10 protein-coding genes and 1 pseudogene are annotated in these 22,110 nt (G+C 58.9%); 3 read left to right on the plus strand and 8 right to left on the minus strand.

Annotation, left to right across the window (positions count from 1 at the left end):
• Positions 1–42: 42 nt before the first annotated feature.
• The 7 genes from ACTJKL_RS16935 to ACTJKL_RS16965 form a co-directional block, all read right to left on the minus strand.
• Positions 43–780 carry a hypothetical protein gene (locus tag ACTJKL_RS16935; RefSeq protein ID WP_440853362.1) on the minus strand — a complete coding sequence of 246 codons (738 nt, stop codon included), beginning with the start codon at positions 778–780 and terminating at the stop codon, positions 43–45.
• Between the two features lie 34 nt (positions 781–814).
• On the minus strand, positions 815–1,927 hold the full coding sequence (locus ACTJKL_RS16940; RefSeq protein WP_440853363.1) for a ScoMcrA-related endonuclease: 1,113 nt from the start codon (positions 1,925–1,927) through the stop codon (positions 815–817).
• A 420-nt stretch (positions 1,928–2,347) separates the two neighbouring features.
• Complete coding sequence (locus tag ACTJKL_RS16945) at positions 2,348–5,386, minus strand: toll/interleukin-1 receptor domain-containing protein (protein ID WP_440853364.1); 3,039 nt, start codon at positions 5,384–5,386, stop codon at positions 2,348–2,350.
• A gap of 108 nt (positions 5,387–5,494) precedes the next feature.
• Positions 5,495–6,523: a hypothetical protein gene (locus ACTJKL_RS16950; RefSeq protein ID WP_440853365.1), complete on the minus strand. Its 1,029-nt coding sequence runs from the start codon at positions 6,521–6,523 to the stop codon at positions 5,495–5,497.
• The gene (locus tag ACTJKL_RS16955) at positions 6,520–7,554 is read right to left on the minus strand and encodes a toll/interleukin-1 receptor domain-containing protein (RefSeq protein WP_440853366.1); all 1,035 of its coding nucleotides are present in this window, start codon (positions 7,552–7,554) and stop codon (positions 6,520–6,522) included. The genes ACTJKL_RS16950 and ACTJKL_RS16955 overlap by 4 nt, the downstream gene beginning before the upstream one ends.
• Before the next feature lie 278 nt (positions 7,555–7,832).
• On the minus strand, positions 7,833–10,490 hold the full coding sequence (locus ACTJKL_RS16960) for a patatin-like phospholipase domain-containing protein (RefSeq protein WP_440853367.1): 2,658 nt from the start codon (positions 10,488–10,490) through the stop codon (positions 7,833–7,835).
• Between the two features lie 67 nt (positions 10,491–10,557).
• Complete coding sequence (locus ACTJKL_RS16965) at positions 10,558–12,459, minus strand: peptidoglycan-binding domain-containing protein (protein ID WP_440853368.1); 1,902 nt, start codon at positions 12,457–12,459, stop codon at positions 10,558–10,560.
• Between the two features lie 543 nt (positions 12,460–13,002).
• Between ACTJKL_RS16965 and ACTJKL_RS16970 the strand changes: the two genes are divergently transcribed.
• The 3 genes from ACTJKL_RS16970 (at position 13,003) to ACTJKL_RS16980 (ending at position 20,442) form a co-directional block, all read left to right on the plus strand.
• The gene (locus ACTJKL_RS16970; protein WP_440853369.1) at positions 13,003–16,635 is read left to right on the plus strand and encodes a toll/interleukin-1 receptor domain-containing protein; all 3,633 of its coding nucleotides are present in this window, start codon (positions 13,003–13,005) and stop codon (positions 16,633–16,635) included.
• Between the two features lie 201 nt (positions 16,636–16,836).
• A complete protein-coding gene (locus ACTJKL_RS16975; RefSeq protein ID WP_440853370.1) occupies positions 16,837–19,992 on the plus strand; it encodes a hypothetical protein in 3,156 nt (1,051 codons plus the stop codon).
• 159 nt (positions 19,993–20,151) lie between these two features.
• The gene (locus ACTJKL_RS16980) at positions 20,152–20,442 is read left to right on the plus strand and encodes a hypothetical protein (RefSeq protein WP_440853371.1); all 291 of its coding nucleotides are present in this window, start codon (positions 20,152–20,154) and stop codon (positions 20,440–20,442) included.
• On the opposite strand, the pseudogene ACTJKL_RS16985 reads toward ACTJKL_RS16980, so the two are convergent.
• Positions 20,402–21,759, minus strand: a pseudogene (locus tag ACTJKL_RS16985) (IS5-like element ISRsp18 family transposase). The gene ACTJKL_RS16980 and the pseudogene ACTJKL_RS16985 overlap by 41 nt on opposite strands.
• Positions 21,760–22,110: the final 351 nt, after the last annotated feature.

Raw genomic sequence — 22,110 nt, forward strand, 5'->3', positions numbered from 1 at the left:
CGATGATGCGCCCAAAAACTTGGCCGCTGCCCGACCACGGGTCTACCGCGAAGCGGCGGCTGCAATCGACGGAAGCGAACCGATTTCCAGCCTTTCCCGGATTGTCACAAGCGATATGAGGTCCCACGACAGGAAGTGATCAAAGCGAGCGACGTTGGGCTTTGAAACCCGGGCGACTAATTCGGCTTCGTTCGGGCCCGCGCCGTTGGCCAGACCACGAACGAATTCCTCCACGCCCTCGACATCGCATCCCTGCAGCTCTATGGCGTGTGCCAGCTGCGTCGTCTGGAAATCCTTTGCCTGGAACGCGACCGACAGCGTGCTCAGTTTTCTCGTGCCGACCCATGGGAAAACCAGGACGCCATCCCCGAAGCCTATGATCGAGCGCCGATCGAGTCCAAGCTCGATGAACGCGTCACGCGCGCTTTCGAGCATCCTTGACGCCGTCCGGTCGACGTAAGGATACGTCTCCCTGGAACCCAGAATTCGCCTCATGGTCGAGACGATGTGGTCGTGGATGCTACCGCCCTGCCCTGAAAAATACGGCGGCTTTCCGCCGCGGGAGGGCCTCACGGTTATGATCCTTGCCGCGTCGTCGATTTCCAGAACCTTCCATCGACGTCCGGCGAAGATCAGGGTCTCCCCGGGCACAAGCGGAGAATCCAGAGGATAGCTTCCCAGCGTGCGGGTCTCATGAACAATGCGGTATTCGCGTTCTGTCGCGAACACCGGATAGAACTCGTGCGACTCGGTGATCTTCTCACCGTTCTCCCCGATCATGAGCAAGCCTTCGGGTGACTGTTCGATGAGCCTGTTATCCGGCGACGCCATGCACCGTAACAGATCGGCGAACAGCGACCGATCGACGGCCTTGCACTACGCGATGGCAGTCGGCGCAAAGGCACTGAAGATCGCTCAATTTGGTTCTGCCGCCCTCCCCCATGTCGCCAATGCGGGTTTGGCTGTGGTGAACTTCGATACAAGCCTCACCAACTGGTGCCCCGAAGACTTCGATTGGATCCAGGCCGCATCGCTCGCAGTACAACCGTCCATGGCGACGGATAAAGCTCACCTTCTTCGCGCGCGACAAGCCAGGAGCCCGCTCGCGTTTGAGATGCATGAGGAGTTTGGGCCGCCCTTCGGCCCACTCCCGATCATCGTTCGACACCGGCACGGATGAATTGTTCACTGGCGCACCCCGCCGGGCGATCTCGAAACCAGCAGCCTGAAGCGTCCGATGGCAGCGACTTGCAATGCCTCCGGTGAAATGCTCAGGCAAGATCTCTCGTCCGAGAGCAAGCTTGGCCGCTAAGCCAAAGACGGCCTTTGGTGGCAGACGGATGCCGTCGTCCGCAATCAGATCAAAATCTCGAGCTTCTCCGAATGGATGAACGTCCTGATTGACTGCCAGCCACTGTACAGCCTCCCAAACGTGTTCAGCGGTTATCGCGTCCAGCAGTTGCGCAGGCAGCCGTCCATGAGCTCGTGGAAGCATCGGAACTTCCTTAAGCCCAAGAACAAACGCCAGCTCTTCGGCCGATGTGACACCACCAAGCCGAACCCGAACCTTCTTCACTCGGCTACCGCCGTATGGCGCATCAGCGGGGCGTCCGAAAGACTGCATGCGGGCTGACATAACCCGAAATTGTCCAAGCGGATCACTTGTAAGGTCCTCTCCATCAAGAATGATTCGCTGTTCACGAGGAAGGTGAAGCACTTCATCGCTGTCGATCCAGGCACCGTCGAGACGCAGGCCCGCGTTCGCGATACGCTGAAGAAGCAGGCGCAGTGCAGGTCCGTAATCTAAATTTCGCGCACCCGGCTGTCCGCGCTTTCCTCCGCGGCTATGGAAAACGAACTCGACCCCTTCTAGTTCAAGGTGCGCATCGAGTGGGGCACCGTCGTCTTTCAAGACCTGATAAGTCATAACCGCTCGCATCAAAATATATCCACCGGATTCTAACGGGGGCGTAGCAAACATCCTCGTTTCCAGGAACCGGCTGCAAGATTTTCGAAAGTCCCATTAACGTGTCTTTGATCTACGACACCCGAAGCAAGGTTTACTATTCAACGCGACGGACGGTTGCGGGGAGATGGTGCTTGCGGGAGTGGGAACCATCTCGCAGCTTCGGGCACCTTGTCAATCGGCGCTGAATTTTGACCCCGCATCGACATCCAATACGTGATGGATTGACTCAAAAGACGATCTTAGAAAGAGGGCTTGCGCCATGGCGGTCTAGGCGCCGTCCTCGCCGAGGTCGCTCGCCTGCCCATGACCTACGCGCTTACACAGCTGTTCTCCTTGTCTTGATTTGACCATGGCGTCGACCGGACATCGACGGGGTACCTAGCGACTCCCGTCCCCCGCGCCGAAACCGCACATGCGATCTGGAGGACTGCTAAATCGCGACTCCAGCTCCGGGAACCGCGCGCCCATCCAATCGACGGCCTCCTCGAGCGTTTCCGGCGCGCTGGCAAACCGTCTTCGTAAGCCGGAAAGAAGGACTTTGGTCGCTTTGCCACTAGCGGTCGGGTACTTAAGTACTTCTATTAAGCTCGTCACGTGCTGGGCCGCGGACTTTTTGTGGAGAAGCTCATCAATGACTTCCGCCCAATGTGTGGCTTCAAACTCATCGTTGGACTTCAAAGTCCAGTAGACCTCCTCAAAATCATCACCAGTCCTTGAAAGGTTTTCACACGCAAAAATGAGCACCTTTGATAACTGCTCATCTGATAGTCTAGACGCGAGCACCTTGAGGACCTCAATGAGAGCGAAGCGTTGATCCGATTTCGCCTGACGTTTCCTGAGAAAGTCATCGATTTTTTTTATAGCCACGAGGAGGCGGTCAACTATGACTTTGGTCTGCTCAGCCGTCGTTTTGGTAGGAAGTATTCCGACTGCTTCGATAAGGACTCTCATTTGCTTGTTATCCGCACCGGTAATGGCGGCTAGGCGCGGGTTCAGTACTTTGGAGGTCTGTTCCGTCGTTAGGGCCCCGGCCAAGGAAGCCAACCCTCCGATCAGTGATCGAGACGCAGTTCCGTTTGGAATGGTTTCCATCACCGGAAGAAAGCGCTCGAGAATGATTTCGGCCTGCCTGGAGGTTGGCTTGGCGTCAAGGATAGCCATCGCTTCAGCCTGGACAGCGAGATCATGAGGATAGCTTGCGGCTTGGATTTCCCTGATTAACGAGTCAAATGCTACTGTTTCCTGCTCGGAATTGAGTTTAAATGGTAGCTCCTTAATCGTTTTGATAAGTGCATGAAGGTCATATGGTTCCTTATTAACTTTGACCACGCTCAGAAGTCTATCAACAATACTCGCGGCCGGTCGCGGCTGCAAACGCGGATACAGCTGGACTATAACTCCGGCAAAGTCGGCGTCTATCCGGACAGCTCCAAGCAGAGAATCAATGACCATCTCGCTCTGTGTATCAGAGAGCTGGGTCTGAAGCGCAAGGATGCTGTCAACAATTAAGCTAAGTCGAGGAGCCGATAACTGGTTTTTGATCCTCGGCTCTTCCTGAATCTCCTGAGTTTCGTCCTGTAAAGCTTCAATGAGGCGATCAAGAATATTGGGTACCTCGCTAGACTTGAGCCTGAGCGCCACTGACTGTACCGCGCGGCCGAGCGCCAAGCGCTCCGAATCACGATCAAGCCTTGCAACTCTCAACGCAGAAACAAAGGAGTCGAAAATATTGGTAGCCTGTTCAGGCGTAAGTTTGACAGGTAGGGACCCGATCGCATCCATCAACTGGGCCAAGCGGGCGGGGCGATCGTCGTGATGGGCTTCGTCGTTGCTCTCGACAGCGGCGAAAAGTCGGCTGAGAACGACCTCGGTTGTCGATGGGCCCATTTGCTCAGGCAGTCCCGTAAGCGCCCTGACGATCGCGAGATTCTCATCGATATCGGTCGCGACTTGTAATGCGCTCAGCAGCGCTTCCCTGGCAATCCGAGCCTCGTCGGACCGCAGGCGAGATGACAGGCCTTCCAGGAGCCTTGAAAGTTCAACGCGCCGCCTGGAATCGGTTTGCGCCTCTATGGCTTCCAATAGGGAGGCCATTGTGGACGCCGCTTCATCAGGTGCCAATCTGGGTGCAAGAGCCGCAACGACATTAAGGTGGCCATGCCATTGTGACGGATCAACAGGCTGTTGAAGGGCGGTAGTGGTGCTGGCCACGTATTTCGCGGCTTGCTGTGGTGTAAGCTTTGGACCTAGGGCCGTAATCGCCCTGCGGAATTCAAGCTCAATAGGTATCGAGTCAAATAGCGCTACTGCTCGCTCGGGCGGCAGACGCGGAGCAAACACCGTAAACAAGTCAACAAGCGAATCCCGCTTGTCGGTGGGTGCCCGCATGGCCTTTAAGATTGCATCAAGGACGATACTCGCCTGTTCCTCATCGATTTGCAGCGGCACCTTTCGCGCAACAGTCGCGAGGCCGCGCACCTGATCTGGATCTAACGGTGCACGAATCGTCTCGACAATACTATCCACGGAGACCTTCGCTTTCGGAGACTTCCCCAGCCCAGCCGTCCGCGCAATCAGCTCCGTTCTTGCGCCAACTTTTCTGATATTGCTGTCCCGCTTGAGTTGCGACCAAAATTCCTGAAATAGCGGCGGGTCTGACGCTGCGATCGTCCAAAGCGCATCGGTCTCGCCGGGACGCAGTTCAACGGTGGAGAACTGCAACTTGTTCCAGAGTGCGGTTGCGGCGGCTTCTCGTGCGGAAAGCCTGTACAGGTAGAAGCCAAGTGTCGCACCGGCTATCAGTCCGGAAACCAAAACCACGGCCGCCGCCACGGCACGATTGCGATGCCGCCGCTGGCGTACAGCTTCACCTGTAATCTGATCAAGACTCACCCCTCGAACCGCCGCAGCTACCTGAGCTAGCCCGCTCGTGAACACGGGAAGCTGTAGATCGACAGGATCGTTCTCGGCCAAGCCGCGAAGGTCGACGTACAGCGGAAGCGAATTCAATCGCTCAAGGATCTCTCTGGGGATGCAGTCCGTCGCAGCCGGATCCAGTCGCTGGTGATCATCTGTTGGCGCGATCTTGCCAGCGAGAATAACGAAGATCAGTTTCTCTGGCCCACGATGGTCGAGCCACCAGTTCAACTCTCGGCGCACCCATCTCGAAGCCGCCGCCTCCGGCGAGGCCAGGTAGACTAATGATCTACTTCGGGAAAGAGCCTCTTTGATCGAGCCCCAGAGGTCGGGATTGGCTGCGAGATTCGTCGTGTCCCGGAACACGCGAAGCGCACTTATCTTGTACCAGGGACGTGCGAAGCGTCGGAGGCCGCTTTCGATAGCCTCTGCGATCGCTCTATGAGGCTGACGTCCGCTGTAGGAGATAAACACATCAAAAGTTGCGATAACGTATCTCATGTGTGGAACGGCCTTTTGGTGCTAGACCCTGGCCCCAAAAACGCGGCAACCCGGCTGCCGGCGATCGAAAGCTACAAGCGGAACAGCCGCAAGTATAAATCATCCAATTTATGCAGGGAGCTGCTGAAATTTCTCTGTCGCAACAAGTCCCTTACGCACTAGTGTCACAGCAGTCTTAATATCTCGAGTCTTCATTAAGCTCCGCGTTTCTTCGTCGCTAAGTCCTGTACGAAGAACGGCTGATGGCTTCGTCCTCGCTTTTTTTACGAATGTGAACAGTGAGTCGAGAAGAGCTCCCGTAGTTCTCGTCCCTGCCGGGATGGGAAAACCATTTGCGATCTTGAGTAATGCCGCGAGTTCGGAATTGCGCTCCTTGAGCCACTCTAAAGTCAATTCCTTGGGACGCTTGCTCCCCGTTGCCAAAATTGCGTCTGACAGCACCTCAGCGGCGCCGCCAAAACCCCCAAGAATGTAAATCGGACGCTCGTGCTCAAGAGTCACTAATGCTTCCTCGAACAAACCCGGCAAGAAGCCTGAAAAGCTGTCCAGCTTTCCACCAAGCAGAATTCGTGCATTGACCGGCGGTATATACTCGGGAGACAACACGTCCGGGATAGAAATCGACATGCCGGTCATCATGAGACGTCGCATGGCGCTCAATGTGACCGCCGCATTGAATACCGCCTGCGGGGTGTTGCCGGCTGCATCCTCGTCTGCAACGAGATCCGGGGCGGTGATTCCAGCGTCCTGTTGAGTCACGCGTACTATCCGGCAAGTATTGACCCATTGCGCCTCGACCGATCGAGAAATCTTCAGATAGTGCGGCCATGCTGAATGATTGTAGAGGGTTCCAATTTGGAGGCTCGTATCAGGCCCACCTATGCTGTTATCCTCCTGTTCGTCGCTAATCATGCGCAGCAGATCGTAGGTAAAGTTGTCTTCCGTTTCTCTCCAGTGTCCGCCATAGGCTAAGCTCGCGCCTTGTCGCAGTATCGACCTTGCCAATCTCCTGAGAAATTCCCGGAGGTGTTCGAGGCCCAATCCCCTCGCGAGTAGGTTCTCGCGCTGATACGAGACAGAAAAGGCAACGACAGTCAGCTGTCGCGTCGAAGAACGATGCTTCCTATGACTGTTCACAACAGGGCCTCTTCAAACGACTTGAACGTCAACTGCGGAAAGAACTCATCAAGGATGTCGAGTTCCAAACCAGAGAGGCCGCGCCCGGGATAAAAAATGTCATATGGCTCGCGCGATTGGACCGCGGGAATATGAAGCAGCGTGGTCGGGTCGGGTAGCCAGTTTATGATGATCTGGTTTTCGCCTTGCGGCACCGAAGCGCCAAGGGCCGCATGGAACGAGGCAAGCATCACGTCTCGAATAACAGTCGTGACGACAAGCTCCTCCAGACTTTGGTCCTCATCATTCCACCGGATTGCAGGGCTGTTACCAAGCTCCGGTATTCCGGACGAAATCTTGTTTCCATCCATCGCTTCCACGACTAACGACGGATGCAGCCGCCAGTGCTGGACGCAATTGGCCGAATCGCCTTCGAGCCGCGGCCGCCGGAAGAGCGAGAGCTCCCGACGACACCACGGCCGGCTCGCATATCGGGTGCTGCGGACGGCGATCAGCGCAGCAGTGTCAGATGATCCAAGACTCTGCTCAATAACTTGAGCAAACCCTGAGCCAAATGCTATGTCGTTTTCATCATAGAATGCCGCGAGCTGCGTTTGGGTATAGATATAATCTCGCAGTCGCCGCGCTGGTGTTTTGCCGTCCGACTTCGCGTGACTGAGAAAAATCGTGACCTTTGGCAACGATTCGAAAGGCGGCGGCGATCCGCTCGCCAGCCCAGATGCCGCCCTCGGTAACATCACGCGACACATCGCTTCAGTGACTTGCTTCAGGAGCGAACGAACAACCTCCTCGAATGCAACTTTATAATGGTCGCAATCTGGCGCAGGCAGTGGCAGGCCGGTCGGCCGCAAATAGTTCATTTTCCTGACTGACGGAGGCATGTTGTATGCGCTTGCATCCAGTGCAATGGGCCAGACGACCCGGCTCACGGACGCGCTTTGCAACACGAGCTGATCAAGCCAGTGTCGCCAGGCAAAATCGGCGACCATGTTCTCATCGACGATCGCCAAGACGAGTTGGAGATTGCTCACCTTTTGCCTCGATGTGCGTTCCGCTGCCATACGGGATTCGCCAGGCAGCGGAGGCGGTAATCCATTGGGCTGGGCTTCGGGGGCCGCCAAACTACGATAAAACACCTCGGGGCCGAGACCATTCCCCGGCCGAAGCCATAGAAGGATTTGTCGAGCGAGAGCCTCACCCAGCGGACAATTCGGATGCCACAGAATGTACACTTCGGGGATAGGCGCGTTTTGTGTCTGGTCCATATCGTGACCACCATGAACAAAATATGACTCGGCTCACTCCTGTCCTACGGCACCGCCGCGGGTTCGCTGCCTGTCGCAGGGGCGCGTACGTCCAACAAGCTGCACCCCAGTTCCTGAAACCAGCCCTCAAGCTTGACGTTGCGCCCGAGCGTGCCTGTAATCGCAGGGAGAAACATCTTCTCGCCGATGTGCTCGCCGAGGGCTCGGTATGCCTCGAATTGAGGCTCTGAGAAGAACTGGTCGGCGGTGGAGTGGTGCGGGAAGGACGGCTCATCAAGCTTGTAGCGTCGGAGAAACTCGCCCTCGTTGCCCGTCAAAGAGAGCTTCAGGTAGGCGAGATAACCGATCTCTTCCTGAGCGTCCTGCTGTCCGGCCGGATAGATGATGCGGCAGAAGTGGAAGTGGGACCTGCTGAAGCCTGCATGGCCCAACCGTAAATCGTCGAGATCCAATTCGAGCACGATGCCGTGGTCGATGTATGCTAGCCTCTGCAGGTTCGCAAGCGCATGGAAAGTCATTTGCGGGTCGTTCTCGCCATCGATCGCGACGATGAAACGGCACCGCCGTCGCAGCAGCTCGTACACCCCAAGGTTCTCAATGTGCCCGCCGTCAGACAGATTGATGAACCGGCCGCATTCGTCCGCTGTCGCGGTGAGCTCACGAAAGAGATGACTTATGCCGGGACCGTGTCCAGCCCTCGAATTGGTAGCGGGATTCCTCAGCCAGGCACCGAGTCGCAGGTTGAGGACCGTTAGCCAGAAGCTTGCGTAGCGAGTTGTACGAAGTCCCATCTGCGGAGCCACGGCGGCCCCGGACAGCGCCATTGCTGTCCCAAGATCGAGACTGGGATTTAGCTTCTCCCATTCTTTGGTCGAGGCATACGTGAGAACTGGCGAGCCAGTGGCAACGGGAGTGATCGCGAATACGTCTGAAAGCCGCCCTCTCATGGAGGGGTTGTTCGAGCCGGGCAAGTTTAAAGCGCAGTTTATTATGGGAAAAGGCGCAAGTTCCGGATTGAACTCGCTCAGACGGATGGGCTTGGCGGCGGCCAGTGACTTCTCGATGAGGAACGCCGCCGAAAGCTTCGCCCGATAATACCCGTGCAGGGATGTAGAGTTTATATCCAAGGCAAACCAGAGATAACCAAACAGGGCGATCACACCCAGGAACGCTGCCGTGGCCAAGCGTGGCCCAAGGGCAAAATAGGCGTTGAAGGCCATCACCTCTAGGACGACGAATAAAGCCACGGTCAAAAACGTCAGCAATACAGGTCGAACTTTGATGATTTTGGCGAGCAGTGCTCCAGCCAGCGCGGAGCCCGATGCGAGCGCAGTCAGCAATGCGGAAATCACGGTCGGTTTGGAAGCGTCGTCAGCCACCGCGTGGTAGAGACCAGTAACCCACCCGCTGAGCGGCTGCCACGCTGTATGCACCGCGCCCAATGCGACCCACACGATAGGCAGAAAAAAAATGACACCGAGCGCGGCCATCCAGAAGTGCGGAGCTTCCGCCGAGCCGCGGACCCTGCGCACCCATGGAATTACGAGGAAAACTGCTGCCAGAAGCAACGGCGACAGGAGTGCGGCCCAATAGGCCGTTTCGCTGGGGATAAGCAACCGGAGTGCGAAATCGGCATACGCGAAGCCAGCGGCGAGCAAAGCAACAACCAGGAGATTAATGAAAACGCCGTGCGCCTGGGCCATCGCGACCCCCAGTCGCTCCCAGAATGATCCGGACAGGTAGCTCGCGCCTTGCCGGATCCGCCGAAGGATCTCAGACTCCCCCTCTTCGCGCGAGAATGGCAAGTCGGTACCTCTGAGGCCAACTATCGAGCGGCTTCCGGGAGGTGCTTGCGGTTCGCCCCCGAGCAGCTGGGTCAGGAACGCCCCTGCATAACCTCCCCCGGAAACGGTTGAAAGGTAGTCGAATTGATGCAGGAGATTTCGCTTGGCCAAAGATACCATCACGCCCAGTGAAAACGTAGCACTTCGGATGCCGCCGCCAGACAGAGCTAGTCCCGCTGCCCACGATTGCTGTGTGTCCAAGCCGTAGTTTGATCGGCGCCCCACAACAGCCGCCCTCTCGTCCTCTGCAAACCTGCTCAGTTCGTCGCCGGGCTTTCTGCAGCCCATCGGTCGCCATACGACCGACCGCGCCATTTCATCATTTATCGACTGTATATTCGGCCGCTGGACCCGCGGAGCCTTGATGATGTAGCCCGCGTCCGCCTTGAGAAGCTGAAGCATTTGGTCGAGCTCGATCAGGGCGGCCTGAACGCCCTTGAGCTCGGCTCTGAATTCGTCGCTATTATCCAGAGCCCTGAGCGCCCCGGCAACGCTTCTGGGATGCCACTTGGCCGTGAAGGCGCGCACGCTCGAATTGAGAACATGCCAGACGAGAACCTCAAAGGTACTACAGCCACGGTTGGCCTCGGTTATCGTCCGCGCCCGCCCAAATAGCTCGAAAACGCTCGTCAGAGTGCGCTCCTCGACCCCTTCGCTGTAGCTGAGAGGCTGAGTGGCGATTCGCGAAATCAGTTCAACGTGCAGCGCGTGGGCTGCATTGCAGTCAGCATCATTAGGCTGCCAGCGGCGCTCGCCATAGGCCTCAAAGAAATCAACGCCGAACGCACTGTCGTCTGAAAGTCGCAAGCTAGCGAGAGCTTCGCGCCAAGTCGCTGCGCCATCGCCGATGTCCTTCATCGCAGACTCCAATCGTCTCGAGCGGGTCATGTCACGCGCCCTGTGGCTCCGTGACCTGACTGTCAATTCAGGCTTTTGCTTTCCCCGACGCGTTGGCGATTCCCCCGAAGAGCGCGCGGGCAGCGCCCAGTATCGCGCCAAACCCATTCGTGGCGCCGAAAACACCCGTCAGGATCGGTACCAAGGTCGCGAGCGTACCCGTCTGTGTCGGCTGAGCTCCCATGCCGAATGGCGTTCCGAGAATCCCCAGCGCCTGCAGGATCGTAGTGATCCCGAGGCCTGCTACGCTCAGTTGTACACTCGGTCTCGACACAGCAGGCTGTTGCGGTGATTGAGGCTGGTCCGTCGTCCGGGTGTCATCGGCTCCAGATAGCGGCTTTCCGGTGATCCTTTCATAGAGGAACGGGATCAGAAGCGTCGCAATATCCGGCGGCGGCTGTGGTGATACCTGCGGCTGCGCTACCGCGTCCGGGCCTGGTGTCGCGGGCTTTCCGGTCACCAGCACGTTTAGCAACTCGGAGGAATCCAGTTGTTTGCCCGTGAGCGCCGATTGCAACAGGAGCGGCAACAGCAGGGTCACCAAGTCTGTGGCTTGGCTGGGCTTGGCGGAATCGATGGCCATCGGTTTCTCCTTCGAAAGCAGCGTCAGGGCGAGAACCAGCAACAAGAGGGGATTGCGAGCCACGGTCGCGCGGATGCCATTTGCCTGTGTGTCGGACACAACCTGACCCGATGCCTGCCCCTTCTCAGGACTCAGCGATATATCCAGTGCCTCCGCGGTTTCGGGGCCGACCGAGCCATCGACCACCAAGCCCTCCGCCTCCTGGAAGGCTGCCACGGCCGCTTGAGTCCGCGGGCCATAAACGCCGTTGACTTCACCCGGATTGAAGCCTTTGGTCGCCAAGGCACGTTGAATTCTGACGATGACCTCCTTGTCCATGTTCGGGGCGTTGGGTTCGTAAACGAGTTGAGGTGGCGCGACCTTCAGGGCCGAAGGGGTATCGTACGATATGCCCGGTATGAGAATGCCAGTGTGCCACACTCGACCGTGGACGGTGTCGGCTATCACTCCGTAGCGCTGGCCCTTAGCCTCGACAGTGCCTCCCTTGCCATCGCACAAGGCGATGTGACCCATCTTGCCGGGCGCCGGAGGATAACGAAGCACGATACCGCCAACCGTTGCGGCCGCCTCCTCCACCGTCACGCGTATGCCAAGTTGCTCAACGTCGCGCTTCCAGGCGCCTGTGTACGCGTCGGCTTTGGAAGGACTCACATGGTTGTCATCGCACCCGTAGAGACCACCGAGTTCCTGATAAACAAGCCAGGAAACAAACTCTGCGCAATCCCACGGACCTTTCCAGGCGGCGTCATCCTTCGGTACCTGAACGTTGCGGTACTCCTCGCCAATGTGCTCTCGCGCGCGCCTGAGCAATCCGGCACCCGTCTTTGCCCCGGCGGGAATGTGAATCTCAGACGCGGCCGGGAGTCCATTCAAATAGGCATCAGCACTTCCCGCCTTGAACATGCTATGCGCTTGCCGCCATTGCTCCTCGGTCAGATTATTGCCACGGCCTGATTCACGTCCGGCTATCGCCTTGAGAAGCGCCACGGCCGTGGCCGGATCGTCGAGAAGCTGTTTTGTCAGCGTACTGTCCGGATCATGGCCGGGAATTCCGAACCCATGTGCACCAGTCCACTTGGTTCCGGCAGCGCCGATCGTCATGCCTGTATATTTTCGATAAAGCAGGTCGAAGTTCGCCGCGGCGCCATTCACCGGAGACGGGAAGCGCGCGATCTTATGCCCCCCACCGATGATCCCATATCCGGTCTGGCCGAAACTCGCCGCCTCGACGCTCGGATACTGCGCGCCGGGATTGTTGTACCGGAAGGAAGCCGGCATGGGGCCAGAGATATCAGCTCGCGCGGTGGCGGTTGAAGCATCTGTGGACCTGCCGATTGCACTGACCATTTCCGCCTCCTTCAGGCGCTCGCGTGCAGAATCCGGTCGATCACGTCGGCGCGCGGAGCGGCGCTCCGAACGGATCGGTGGGAGTACTGATTTGCGCGTATTTCTCAATGCTACTTCCTGCCGCTATGCAATTGCGACAGTCCGCCCCCGGTCGGTCATGGGCCCCTCCCCCGAGCAATGGCGAAAATAAATATATTTCAACCCATGGTCGTCACAACGTCAAGTGCTAATTTAGCAGTCTGATCATCGGTACCTGCTTCGCCGCAAACGAGGTTCTTCCGGTCGGGTTACACTGCAGGTCTCTCGCGGACTTTCCCGGAGCCCGATTCCGATCAAATATCTGCCGAGGCACAGGCTTGCTGATGGGATCATACGGAGGAACGGGGATGGCCTGTCTGATCGATAGCCGAAAACCGGTGAACATGGTTTGCCGTATAGACGACTTGGAGAAATTGGTGGACAGCAAGCCGGCGACGTTGTCTCCCGGCGAAGGTCCGTGACATGGGCGTCCGGTTGGCCCAATGGATGGCATGGCTGCGCGGCGTGAAATCGAACCCGGATGGACGCTATGTCGCATTCATCAGCTACCGCAGCAGCGGCGCAGATCAGCGCGAGGCCGCTTGGCTACAGACGGCGCTCGAAACGTACAGGTTGCCCGCTGCCGTGGCGAAACGCCTGAATCGGCCAGCACGACTTGGACGATTGTTCCGTGACGCGGAGGAACTGCCGGCCACCCCCAATCTGCGCGCGCGGCTCATGTCGGCACTGGAGCGGTCTGACAACCTTATCGTCTTGTGCTCGCCGCGCGCCAGCGCCTCACATTGGATTAACAGCGAAATCGAGCAGTTCGTGACTCTCAACCGCGGCAACCGGATCTTCGCTGTGCTGATGGAAGGAGAACCAAAGGACGCATTTCCATCATCACTGCTGAAGCGCAGCCGGGTGGCGGCACGAAACGTCAACCAAGCGATCGCCCGCCCTGACGAACCATTGGCGGCCGATCTGAGGCCGGTTGTGGGCCTCTCGCAGAGCCAAGTACGACGCACGGCGCTGCTCCGCTTGGTCGCCGGCCTGCTTGACATCGGATTTGACGATTTGCGTAATCGCGATGCCCAACGTCGCAACCGCCGCCTAGCCGTGCTCGCGGCGGCCGCGTTCACGGTGCTTGCCGTTGTCTCAGGTCTGGGCGTCTTGAGCGAAATCAACCGACGCGAGGCTGTGGCTCAACGGGCCCGCGCCATCCACAACCACGCCGAGGCGCTGGCTCGGCTGGGCGACGACGACATGGCCAAACGCCAGGTCTTCGACGCGGAGTTCGACTTTGCCTCCTCACTGGCCGTGGAGGACCAGCCGCTAGTGCGCGAAAAGTTGCTACAAGCGAGAAGCTGGGGCATTCGTCGTATCTGGGAAGCACCGTCCGCGATGGGTGGTAGTGCTATCATTGCGGCCTCCGACGGGCGCAGTGTTGTTGCCGGGCATGTTGATCAGGTCATCCGAGAATATGACGTGGTCACCGGGCTGTTGTTGGCCTCGTACCCAGGCCTCATGGGGCAAATCACGGCCCTGGCGCTTTCGCCGGACGGAAAGCGACTGGCGGGAGGCGATAATACTGGCCGCATCTTTGTCTTTGACAGGTCGACTGGAAGAATCATCGAACGTGACGAGGCAGGGGAAGCGGCGGTGATCGCCCTGACCTTCGACGCCAGCAGTGCGATTTGGACCCTCTATGCCGACGGGCAGCTGGTACGCACCGCAGACGGCACCCGCAGTGCTAAGGTCATATCGGCCACCCGGATCGGAGCGGCGATTCTGGAGCCCGAAAGGGGCCGGGCGATTGCGGGTGATGCAGCCGGTTTCGTACGCATCTTTGACATACACACAGGTGCCGAAACAGCTGCCTTCAAGTCCGATACCCTTCCCATAGGAGCGCTAGCGATAGACTCCTCCGGTCAGCACTTGGCCACCTGGGGCTCGAACTTGGACGTGCGTGACCGCGATATCAGGCCGATGAGGGTCCGGCTTTGGCAACTGGCCGATAACACCCACCAGCAAGAATTGCCCGATCTCGGGGCTCCCGGCGACCTGCAATTCTCGCCGGATGGCGCTGTGTTGGTGATCGCCACCGAGAAGGGAGTCGTCACCTGGGAGATCGCCACCCAGCAGCTCACAACGATGCCATCGGAAGCGGTCAAGGCTGTTGCCTACCCTCCACAGGGAAGTCCGGTCTTCGCCATTGGCGATCGGCTGACGCGCCTCGATGGACCACCTCTGCGTCCGGTACCCTGGACTACTGGTCACTCGCGCTCCATTCAGGCGGTCGATTTCTCTCCGGATGGCGGCGAACTCGTAACCGCCGGACTGGACGACGCGGTGCGAATCTGGGACGTGGCACACGGAACCGAGCGAGAAGTGATCATGGTGCCAGAACGCATGATGGGCATTTCATATACGGCCGATGGTCGCACGCTGATCGGTTGTACCTTCGGCGGATCCGTGTTGCTCTGGGACCGGTCGAAGCCGGTCTCGCCAAAGCGGATCGCCTCAAACACGGTCGGTACTTCCCAATGCGCAAGCTACAGCACCGGTACTGGTCACTTGGCGGCAATCGTAAACGGGGACGTGCGCCTCCATACGCTCGATGGCGAGCCCCAGTCGCTCACGGCTGTGACGGACGGGAACGCGGGAGCAATAGCCTATTCCCCAGACGGCCTGCAACTCGCCGTGGTTGACCAGAGTGGTGAGCTTTCCATCTACAGCGACGGATATGCCGGACTCACCGACCGAGTCCGATTTGCACCGCGCGTCAGCGCCCGGCCGTCACTCGCTTGGGCACCGAATGGACGCATGATGGCTTTGGCCGGCGGCAGGCTACTGCTGATTTGGAGCACAGACGAGCCGCAGCGGCCAGTTCATCAGGTAGTCCTGCCGGGCGACGTGTACTCCCTCACCTTCAGTCCAGATGGTCAACGGATCGTGGCGGCAGGCTATGCCGATGTGGTGGTCGTCAATCCGCTGGAGGGCACGGTGTTGGCGCGGATCAATCCATACCAGGTATTCCGGCAACACCTCAGCGCCATCCGCGTCGATCCGACCGGCACGCGTTTAGCGGTCGGAGCCGACGGCGGGATGCTCCAACTCTACAGCCTCGAGGACGCCCCCGAGGTTAAGACCCTTCGGCCGCCTGACCGGATGCCGGGCGACGCTTCCTTCACCCCGGCAGTGGCGTTTTCGCCCACAGAGTCGCTGGTGGCCACAACGAGCTACGATAGGAGCATCCGCTTGTGGAATCTCGAAACCGGTCGTGCCGTCGATAAAATTGGCGGAGATTATACGCGTCAGCACGCCCTACAGTTCACCGCCGACGGACGGCATCTGATGGCAGGCTCGGAGGATGGAGTTATCCGAACCATCGACGTTCGGACGCAGGCGGTCGAAACAGTGCGAGTCATAAATGACCAGCCCGTACATCTGCTTACCCGGTCCCAAGATGGGACACGGCTCGCCTTCGCAACCCGCGATTCCGGCGATGACATTCGCTCGATCACCACCGTAACCGTGTGGAACAAGGCCACAGGAAAGGCCGAAGCAAAGCTGCAGGGCCATCGACGCGAGCTGCTGGCCCTGGCGTTCCATCCCCGCCTGCCGTTGCTTGCGTCCGCCTCATACGACACCACTGCACGGTTGTGGGACCTCAACCATCCCGGACAGTTCAGAGAATTGGCCGGCCATGGCGGGTCAGTGACCTCCGTGGCGTTCAGCCGCGACGGACGGTTTGTCGCCACAGCCGCACGAGATGGCTATGTCCGTGTCTTCGACGGTGAGCGCACGACGCCGATAACTACTTTGCGTACGGCTGGACGCTATGTCGAGGCCGTAGCCTTCTCCCCCACCGAGGATCTCCTCATGGCCAGCGGCGACGGCGGCACCTACTTCTGGGAGACTGAGCACTGGACGCGCCTACCCAAGCTGGTCGGACACGAGGATGGCTGGGTTCAGACTGCCGCGATCGACCCCACTGGCCGATGGCTGCTGACTACGTCTCAGGACGCCTGGATGCGGCTATGGGACCTCAAGGCACTTGCGGCGTTCAGGCGAGCGCCACCCGCTAAACTCCTCGCCGACACGATCGCTCGTACAGGCCGCCGGCCGCTCAATCCGACTGATCCGCAACCTTGAGTCAGTCGCTATGGACTTCTGCTCGGAGGAATTTTGGATGTTAAAGAAGCGTCTGCGCAGCCGTCACGTATCGACAGTGTATTCTACACCGTGTGGTTATCTAATTCGCAATTCCACGCAACAACCGTCCGAAATCCTGACCTATACGCAACGAATTGCAGCTATTTAGCTTTCTCACTGGGACCAAATCAGAGATTAATCTTGGACACTCTCGCAAGTGAAAATGAAAATACACCACTGAGCTATGACGCGTTCGGGTCTCACGCAACAGATCCCGACGGAAATCTTTTACGGGCAGTAGAGTCGGTTATCGAAGGGTTTCACAAGCGCGCCCATATTCCGAAAGCGTATCTGCGCGAGCTTCAGCTGTGTGTAGACGGCAGAGACTTCGTCTTTCCCCGAAGAAAGAGGAACGAAACCGCCGATGCGATCGAGCCTGTAATCAGGGCGTACCAACGCCGCTCGCGCTCGCTTGTGGTTTTTTGCGGCCCGGACTCACGCGATCACCCATGGATCAACAAGGAGATCGAATGGTGGGACGAGGAACGGCCTGACGGGCCGGTCTACTTTGCCCTCACGCATGGCGGCGATCCTTCCGATCGTGAAGCGATCATGCCGCCGGCGCTGCTTGCCCGGGGTGGTGGCGATACGCCCGTCTTCTTCGATCTGCGCGGGTACTATCGACGACAGAGTCCACTTCGAACGTTGATGGCACCTTGGCGCATCGGTGATCGCGAACGGGCGTTGCGCGCCGATGCGCGACGGTGGAGATCGGTGCGCTCCTTTGACGAGGAAACAATGAAGCTTGCCGCACGCCTCGTCTCCGACGCCAGCGGCAATGCAATTTCGATTGCGGACCTGGAAACAGCCTACGCTAAGGGTGAGCGCGCGGCCAAGGTCAGGCGTCACATGATCGCGGGTCTCGCCGTCGCTGCTTTCGGTGGGCTCGCCTGGTTCGCGGTCGACGCGCTGCAAAGTGCGGTAGAAGAGCGCCAGCACCGTACCGTCGCAACCTGGACGCAACAGGCCGAGGTTCTTTCAGCCTCACCCGGCCCGCAGATCCTGGATGCGCTGATCTACTCAGCAAGTGCCGTGCATCAAAGCGACAATCCGGAGGCGCGCCGCGTTCTGCTGCGCCTCATCGCCAACCTTCTACCCATCGATAACAGTTTTATCCCTGCCGCTGGTGTCGAGCGCAGCGGAGAGCAGACCCAGATCGCCGCCCTATTCGGGGACGATCGGTGGTTGGCAACCGGCGGACGCGATGGGATCCTGCACGTCGCCGATGCGCTGACCGGCCGGAACAATGCAAGCATCGCTTTGGAGACCACGCGCATCCGCAGCATCATTCCCATCGAGGGCGGCAAAATGCTGGCGATTGGCTCGGATCGCGGTATCCGCCTCGTCGAATTCAAGGTGAGCAACGGTTCTCCGAGCCTCAAGATGATCGCGAGCGCGCTGGAAAAGGAAAGGATCGGCGGCCTTGCGCTGGACGCAGACGGCGCCCTTTTCGCTGGAACCTTCATCGGCGACGTTTGGCGGGTCAAAGTTGACCAACTGTGGGCTGGCAAAAAACTGCCAAGCGGCCCCTTCCTCCAAGTCGTCGACCCGCGACCGGACCGGCATGGAGTCGCCGTCGGCATATTCGGCTTGGCAGTGCGCGGCAACAGACTGATCGTCGCGGGTATCGACGGGGTGCTGACCATCTACGATCTTGCCCGATCACCGGGCACGATCCTGTCGCAAATCGTTCATCCCAACGCGATCTTCGGGATGGATGTCACGCAGGATGGCAATGCTATAGCGATCGCGGACGATGAAGGCATGGTGTCCGTCTACAATGCGGACCTTGGGCCACCACGGGTGGCCCGCCTCAGGGCACCCGATCCGGCAAGCACCGCGGCGATGCCCGATGGCAGGTGGTCAGCGGCAAAGCCAGACGACGTGCCGGTGGTCGCGATCTCCTTCGACCCAACGGGGTCGATCGTCGGGGTAGCTGGCCATGATCGCACCGTGAAGTTTCTCCTAACGGACAGCCTCGAGCCCATCGGCATGCTAGTCCATAGCGCGGCGACCCGCGGGGTCGTGTTTTCTCCCACCAGCGGGGCGGCTTTCACGTTCGGCGACGACGGCGTCGTCTTCGCCACGAGACCACTCAGCCAGAACGGCGAAGTCCGACTGGGCGGCGTGGAGGGCATTGTTACGGCGCGGGGCAATTCGATCGTCGGCTATTGGACCGAAGGCAACGACAACAACAGCATGGTGAACGGTCTTTTGCCCGGACGGTTTCCCCCTGTGGAACGGCTGGGGCAGAGTGATCCAAGCGCCTGGGACGGATTGGCGGTCGACCAGAACGTCTTCGCCATCCGCAAGGTGGGTTCGACCCGGGTCGACCTGTTCACATTCACGCGCACCGCGGAACTGCCCTGTGGCGGCAAGGGGCTCGTGCATCCCAATGATGTCGACGACGTCCAGATCGTGGAACGGTTGCTGCCAGGGACACGCGAGGGCCAACTGGCGACGGTCGCAACCATCCTTGGAACGGAGAATAGCGTAGTGAGGCTGTGGAACGCGCAAAGCTGCTCCTCCGACTGGACCCTTCCCTATAAGGGCACGAGCTTTCTTGCCGCGACGGCCGCGGGTGCCGTCGCGGTTGCCAAAAAGGGCAAGCGGATCGACCTCTACGAGCCCGAAATGTCGCCACCGTCGGTAGCGCGCACAATCGAGGCCGACAAGGAGGTGAGCGCCTTGACCGTTGGCCCTAGCGCGCAGAGGGTCGCGTTCAGACTTGGTGACGTCGATACCTGCTTGTGCGTCTCCGATCCGAACGCACGTCACAAAGGCACCACCTGCCCTGTGAGAACGACCGCCTACGACTGCCGCCGGCTAGAGACATCGGGAAGGTTCACCGCGAGATTAGAGATGTCCCCGTCGGGGAACCACTTGTTGCTGTTCTCTGGTAGTAAGATTGCACTCGCAAGCGCTGAGCGGGATTGGGCTGTCGTGCCGGTGGCACCGCAACAGACCCGTCCAATTGGGCCTCCCCTCGCGTTCTCTTCCGACGAAAACCTGCTCGCGGTTCCCGCTGGTGACACTGGCATTCGTGTTCTCGATCCGCGCACGCTGGAAACGAAAGCTTTGTTGCCGACACCCAGCCGGGTGATGAGGCTTGCCTTCCTCGAAGACGGCAGTAATCGATTGATATCTGTGGATGCGAAGGTCATGCGGATCTGGGATTGGAGCAAGGCGTCGTTGATCGAGAAGGCTTGTCGGAGGTGGCCAGAGGGCACACAAGCGGAGCACCGCACCGGCGTGCCGCCGGCCGCCACGCGCAGGGAAATCTGCGGCTCGCCTTGACCGGTGCTGTGGCCACGAACGTATGATGTCACTGTCCAGAGCGACCGAGCTCAGCACGCTTGTTCAACCGCCGAGATGGAGGACTGAGCAGATGCGAAAAGCGCGAGTACAGCGGAGGCAACGATACCAATCTGCTTCGCAAGCCGCATAGGCAGGAAGGTGGTCGCTTTCAAGTGGCACAACGCATCCACTGAAAATGACGGCGTTGTAGAACACTGCTACGAAAATGATCGCCAAGGCGCCTTTCGTCAGGAAGATCTCGTTGCGATGACCTGCCGAACATGGTGTCAGAGCAATTCTAATGGTGGTTTCCAGGCGATTCGCGGGATGAAAACGAAAATAGCAAGTACTGACGACTTCATCGACCAAGTCAGTCGTCTCGAATTCGTCGATCGTGAAGAACTCGCATTCAGGCAGTTTGCTGCGGCATTGGTCGGCTCTGGAACGTGAGGAAGAGTGCGGCGAACAGACACAAAAGTTGCCTGAACCATCGCAGCAGGAGGGAGAAGTTGTATCCGGCGGCGGCCAGAACGGCATTGACGGCATCCCCCTGTTCGCCAGCGAGATAATTCCGGTCCATTCTGTGTTCGCTCTTGAGGTGTCCAATGACGGGTTCGACCGCCGATCGTCGTCGCATCTGGCGTTTGATGGCGGGCGTGATGCGGCGCTTCTGACCGCTGGTGAAGACCCTCAGCTTGTGACTTTCGGGAGCATTATGGCCGCGGTATCCAGCATCGGCCAGTATGCGGGAGAGCTCGTTGCCGATCATCTTTTCCATATCCGGAATGACGGTCGCGAGCGTGTGGCCGTCGTAGGGATTGCCGGGCAGCGCCGTCGCGTGCAGGGCGAACTGCCCGCCCTTTGAACGATTCAGTGTCGTGGCCACGGACACCTTCACTCCGAACTCATAGGCTTGTGCGCCTTGCCTTTACCAATGCACTCGACTTCGTCGGCATGCAGGCTGTAGATCTTGCGGCCACGCTGACGTTGCCGCTGCGCGATGACCGTTTTTGCCTGATAGAGCGACCATTTGAAGATCGCGTCGAGTTGTTCGTCGCCGGCGATCTGACGCTCGATGTCGCGAACGGTCCGGCCGAGATAGGTCTTCAACTTGCGCAACGCCTTGCCGGCCCGTTTGAATTGCTTCGCATGAGCGTAGCGCTGGTGCTGGATCAGGGCGAATTTACCGACCCGAAGATAGGTCTGGCGCAGGTCGAGCCCCATTTTCTTCGCCAGCCGCACCAGCCGTTCGCGCGTCCGGTGAATAAGCTTGGCATCCGTCGGGAACATGACGTTCTTCGGTTGAACGGTCGTGTCCACGATCACCTGCCGCGTATCCTGCGGCTTCATCGCGCCTGTCTTGACTGCCACGGCCAGGCTCTCCTGCAAGAGCGCGGCGATCCGCTCCTCGCCCATGCGCTGCCGCCAGCGCGTCATCGAGGAGCGGTCGAACGATAGTTCGTGCCGAAAGAACTCCTCGCCGCACAGGTACTGAAAATAGGGGTTCTCCACCCAGCGCTCGCACAGCGCCTCGTCCGACAGGTTGAACGTGTGCTTCAGAATGGCCAGCCCCGCCATCAGCCGCGTCGGCAATGGCGGCATGCCCGCTCCGTCCGAATAGACCGTCCCAAAGCGGGCTTCCAACACAGGCCAGTCGATAGCCTGCGCCAGACGCACCAGTTCGTGCTTCATATTGATGATCTGGTCGAGCCGGGATCGGAATAAATCCTGTTCACCCGTTTGGCGCCGTTCGCGTGGTTTACCCATTCCTGGCTCTCCGATTCACCGCGATAAACCCAGTGAATCACGCTTCGCCAACCAGGCAAACCTCAAACTGATTTTGCAAGGAAACAGCCCGTTCGGCGGCTGTTTCCTGCAATTAGAAAATCTGCAGATCCTTCGATTCTTCCGTCAAATCAGCGGCTTCCGAGTTCTTCACGGCCGACGAATTCGACGCTGTGTTCAACCCTTATAGCGATCATTGTACCGATTTCGATTGCGTCGATGCGGCTGCGATCACGACAAACATCCGATTGGCTTTGGACGCGCAAGAGAAGGGTGTGCAGTCCCTTTGGATTGCGCGTGACCTCGGTTATCGAGGCGGTCGACGAACGGGCC

This window comes from Sinorhizobium sp. 22678 (assembly GCF_052044265.1).
Taxonomy (GTDB): Bacteria; Pseudomonadota; Alphaproteobacteria; order Rhizobiales; family Rhizobiaceae; genus Sinorhizobium; species Sinorhizobium meliloti_A.

Bases quoted from the DNA above. Each gene is read 5' to 3' on its own strand.
- ACTJKL_RS16960 (WP_440853367.1), bottom strand. From the start codon at position 10,490: ATGAAGGACATCGGCGATGGCGCAGCGACTTGGCGCGAAGCTCTCGCT.
- ACTJKL_RS16945 (WP_440853364.1), bottom strand. From the start codon at position 5,386: ATGAGATACGTTATCGCAACTTTTGATGTGTTTATCTCCTACAGCGGA.
- ACTJKL_RS16965 (WP_440853368.1), bottom strand. From the start codon at position 12,459: ATGGTCAGTGCAATCGGCAGGTCCACAGATGCTTCAACCGCCACCGCG.
- ACTJKL_RS16940 (WP_440853363.1), bottom strand. From the start codon at position 1,927: ATGACTTATCAGGTCTTGAAAGACGACGGTGCCCCACTCGATGCGCAC.
- ACTJKL_RS16935 (WP_440853362.1), bottom strand. From the start codon at position 780: ATGATCGGGGAGAACGGTGAGAAGATCACCGAGTCGCACGAGTTCTAT.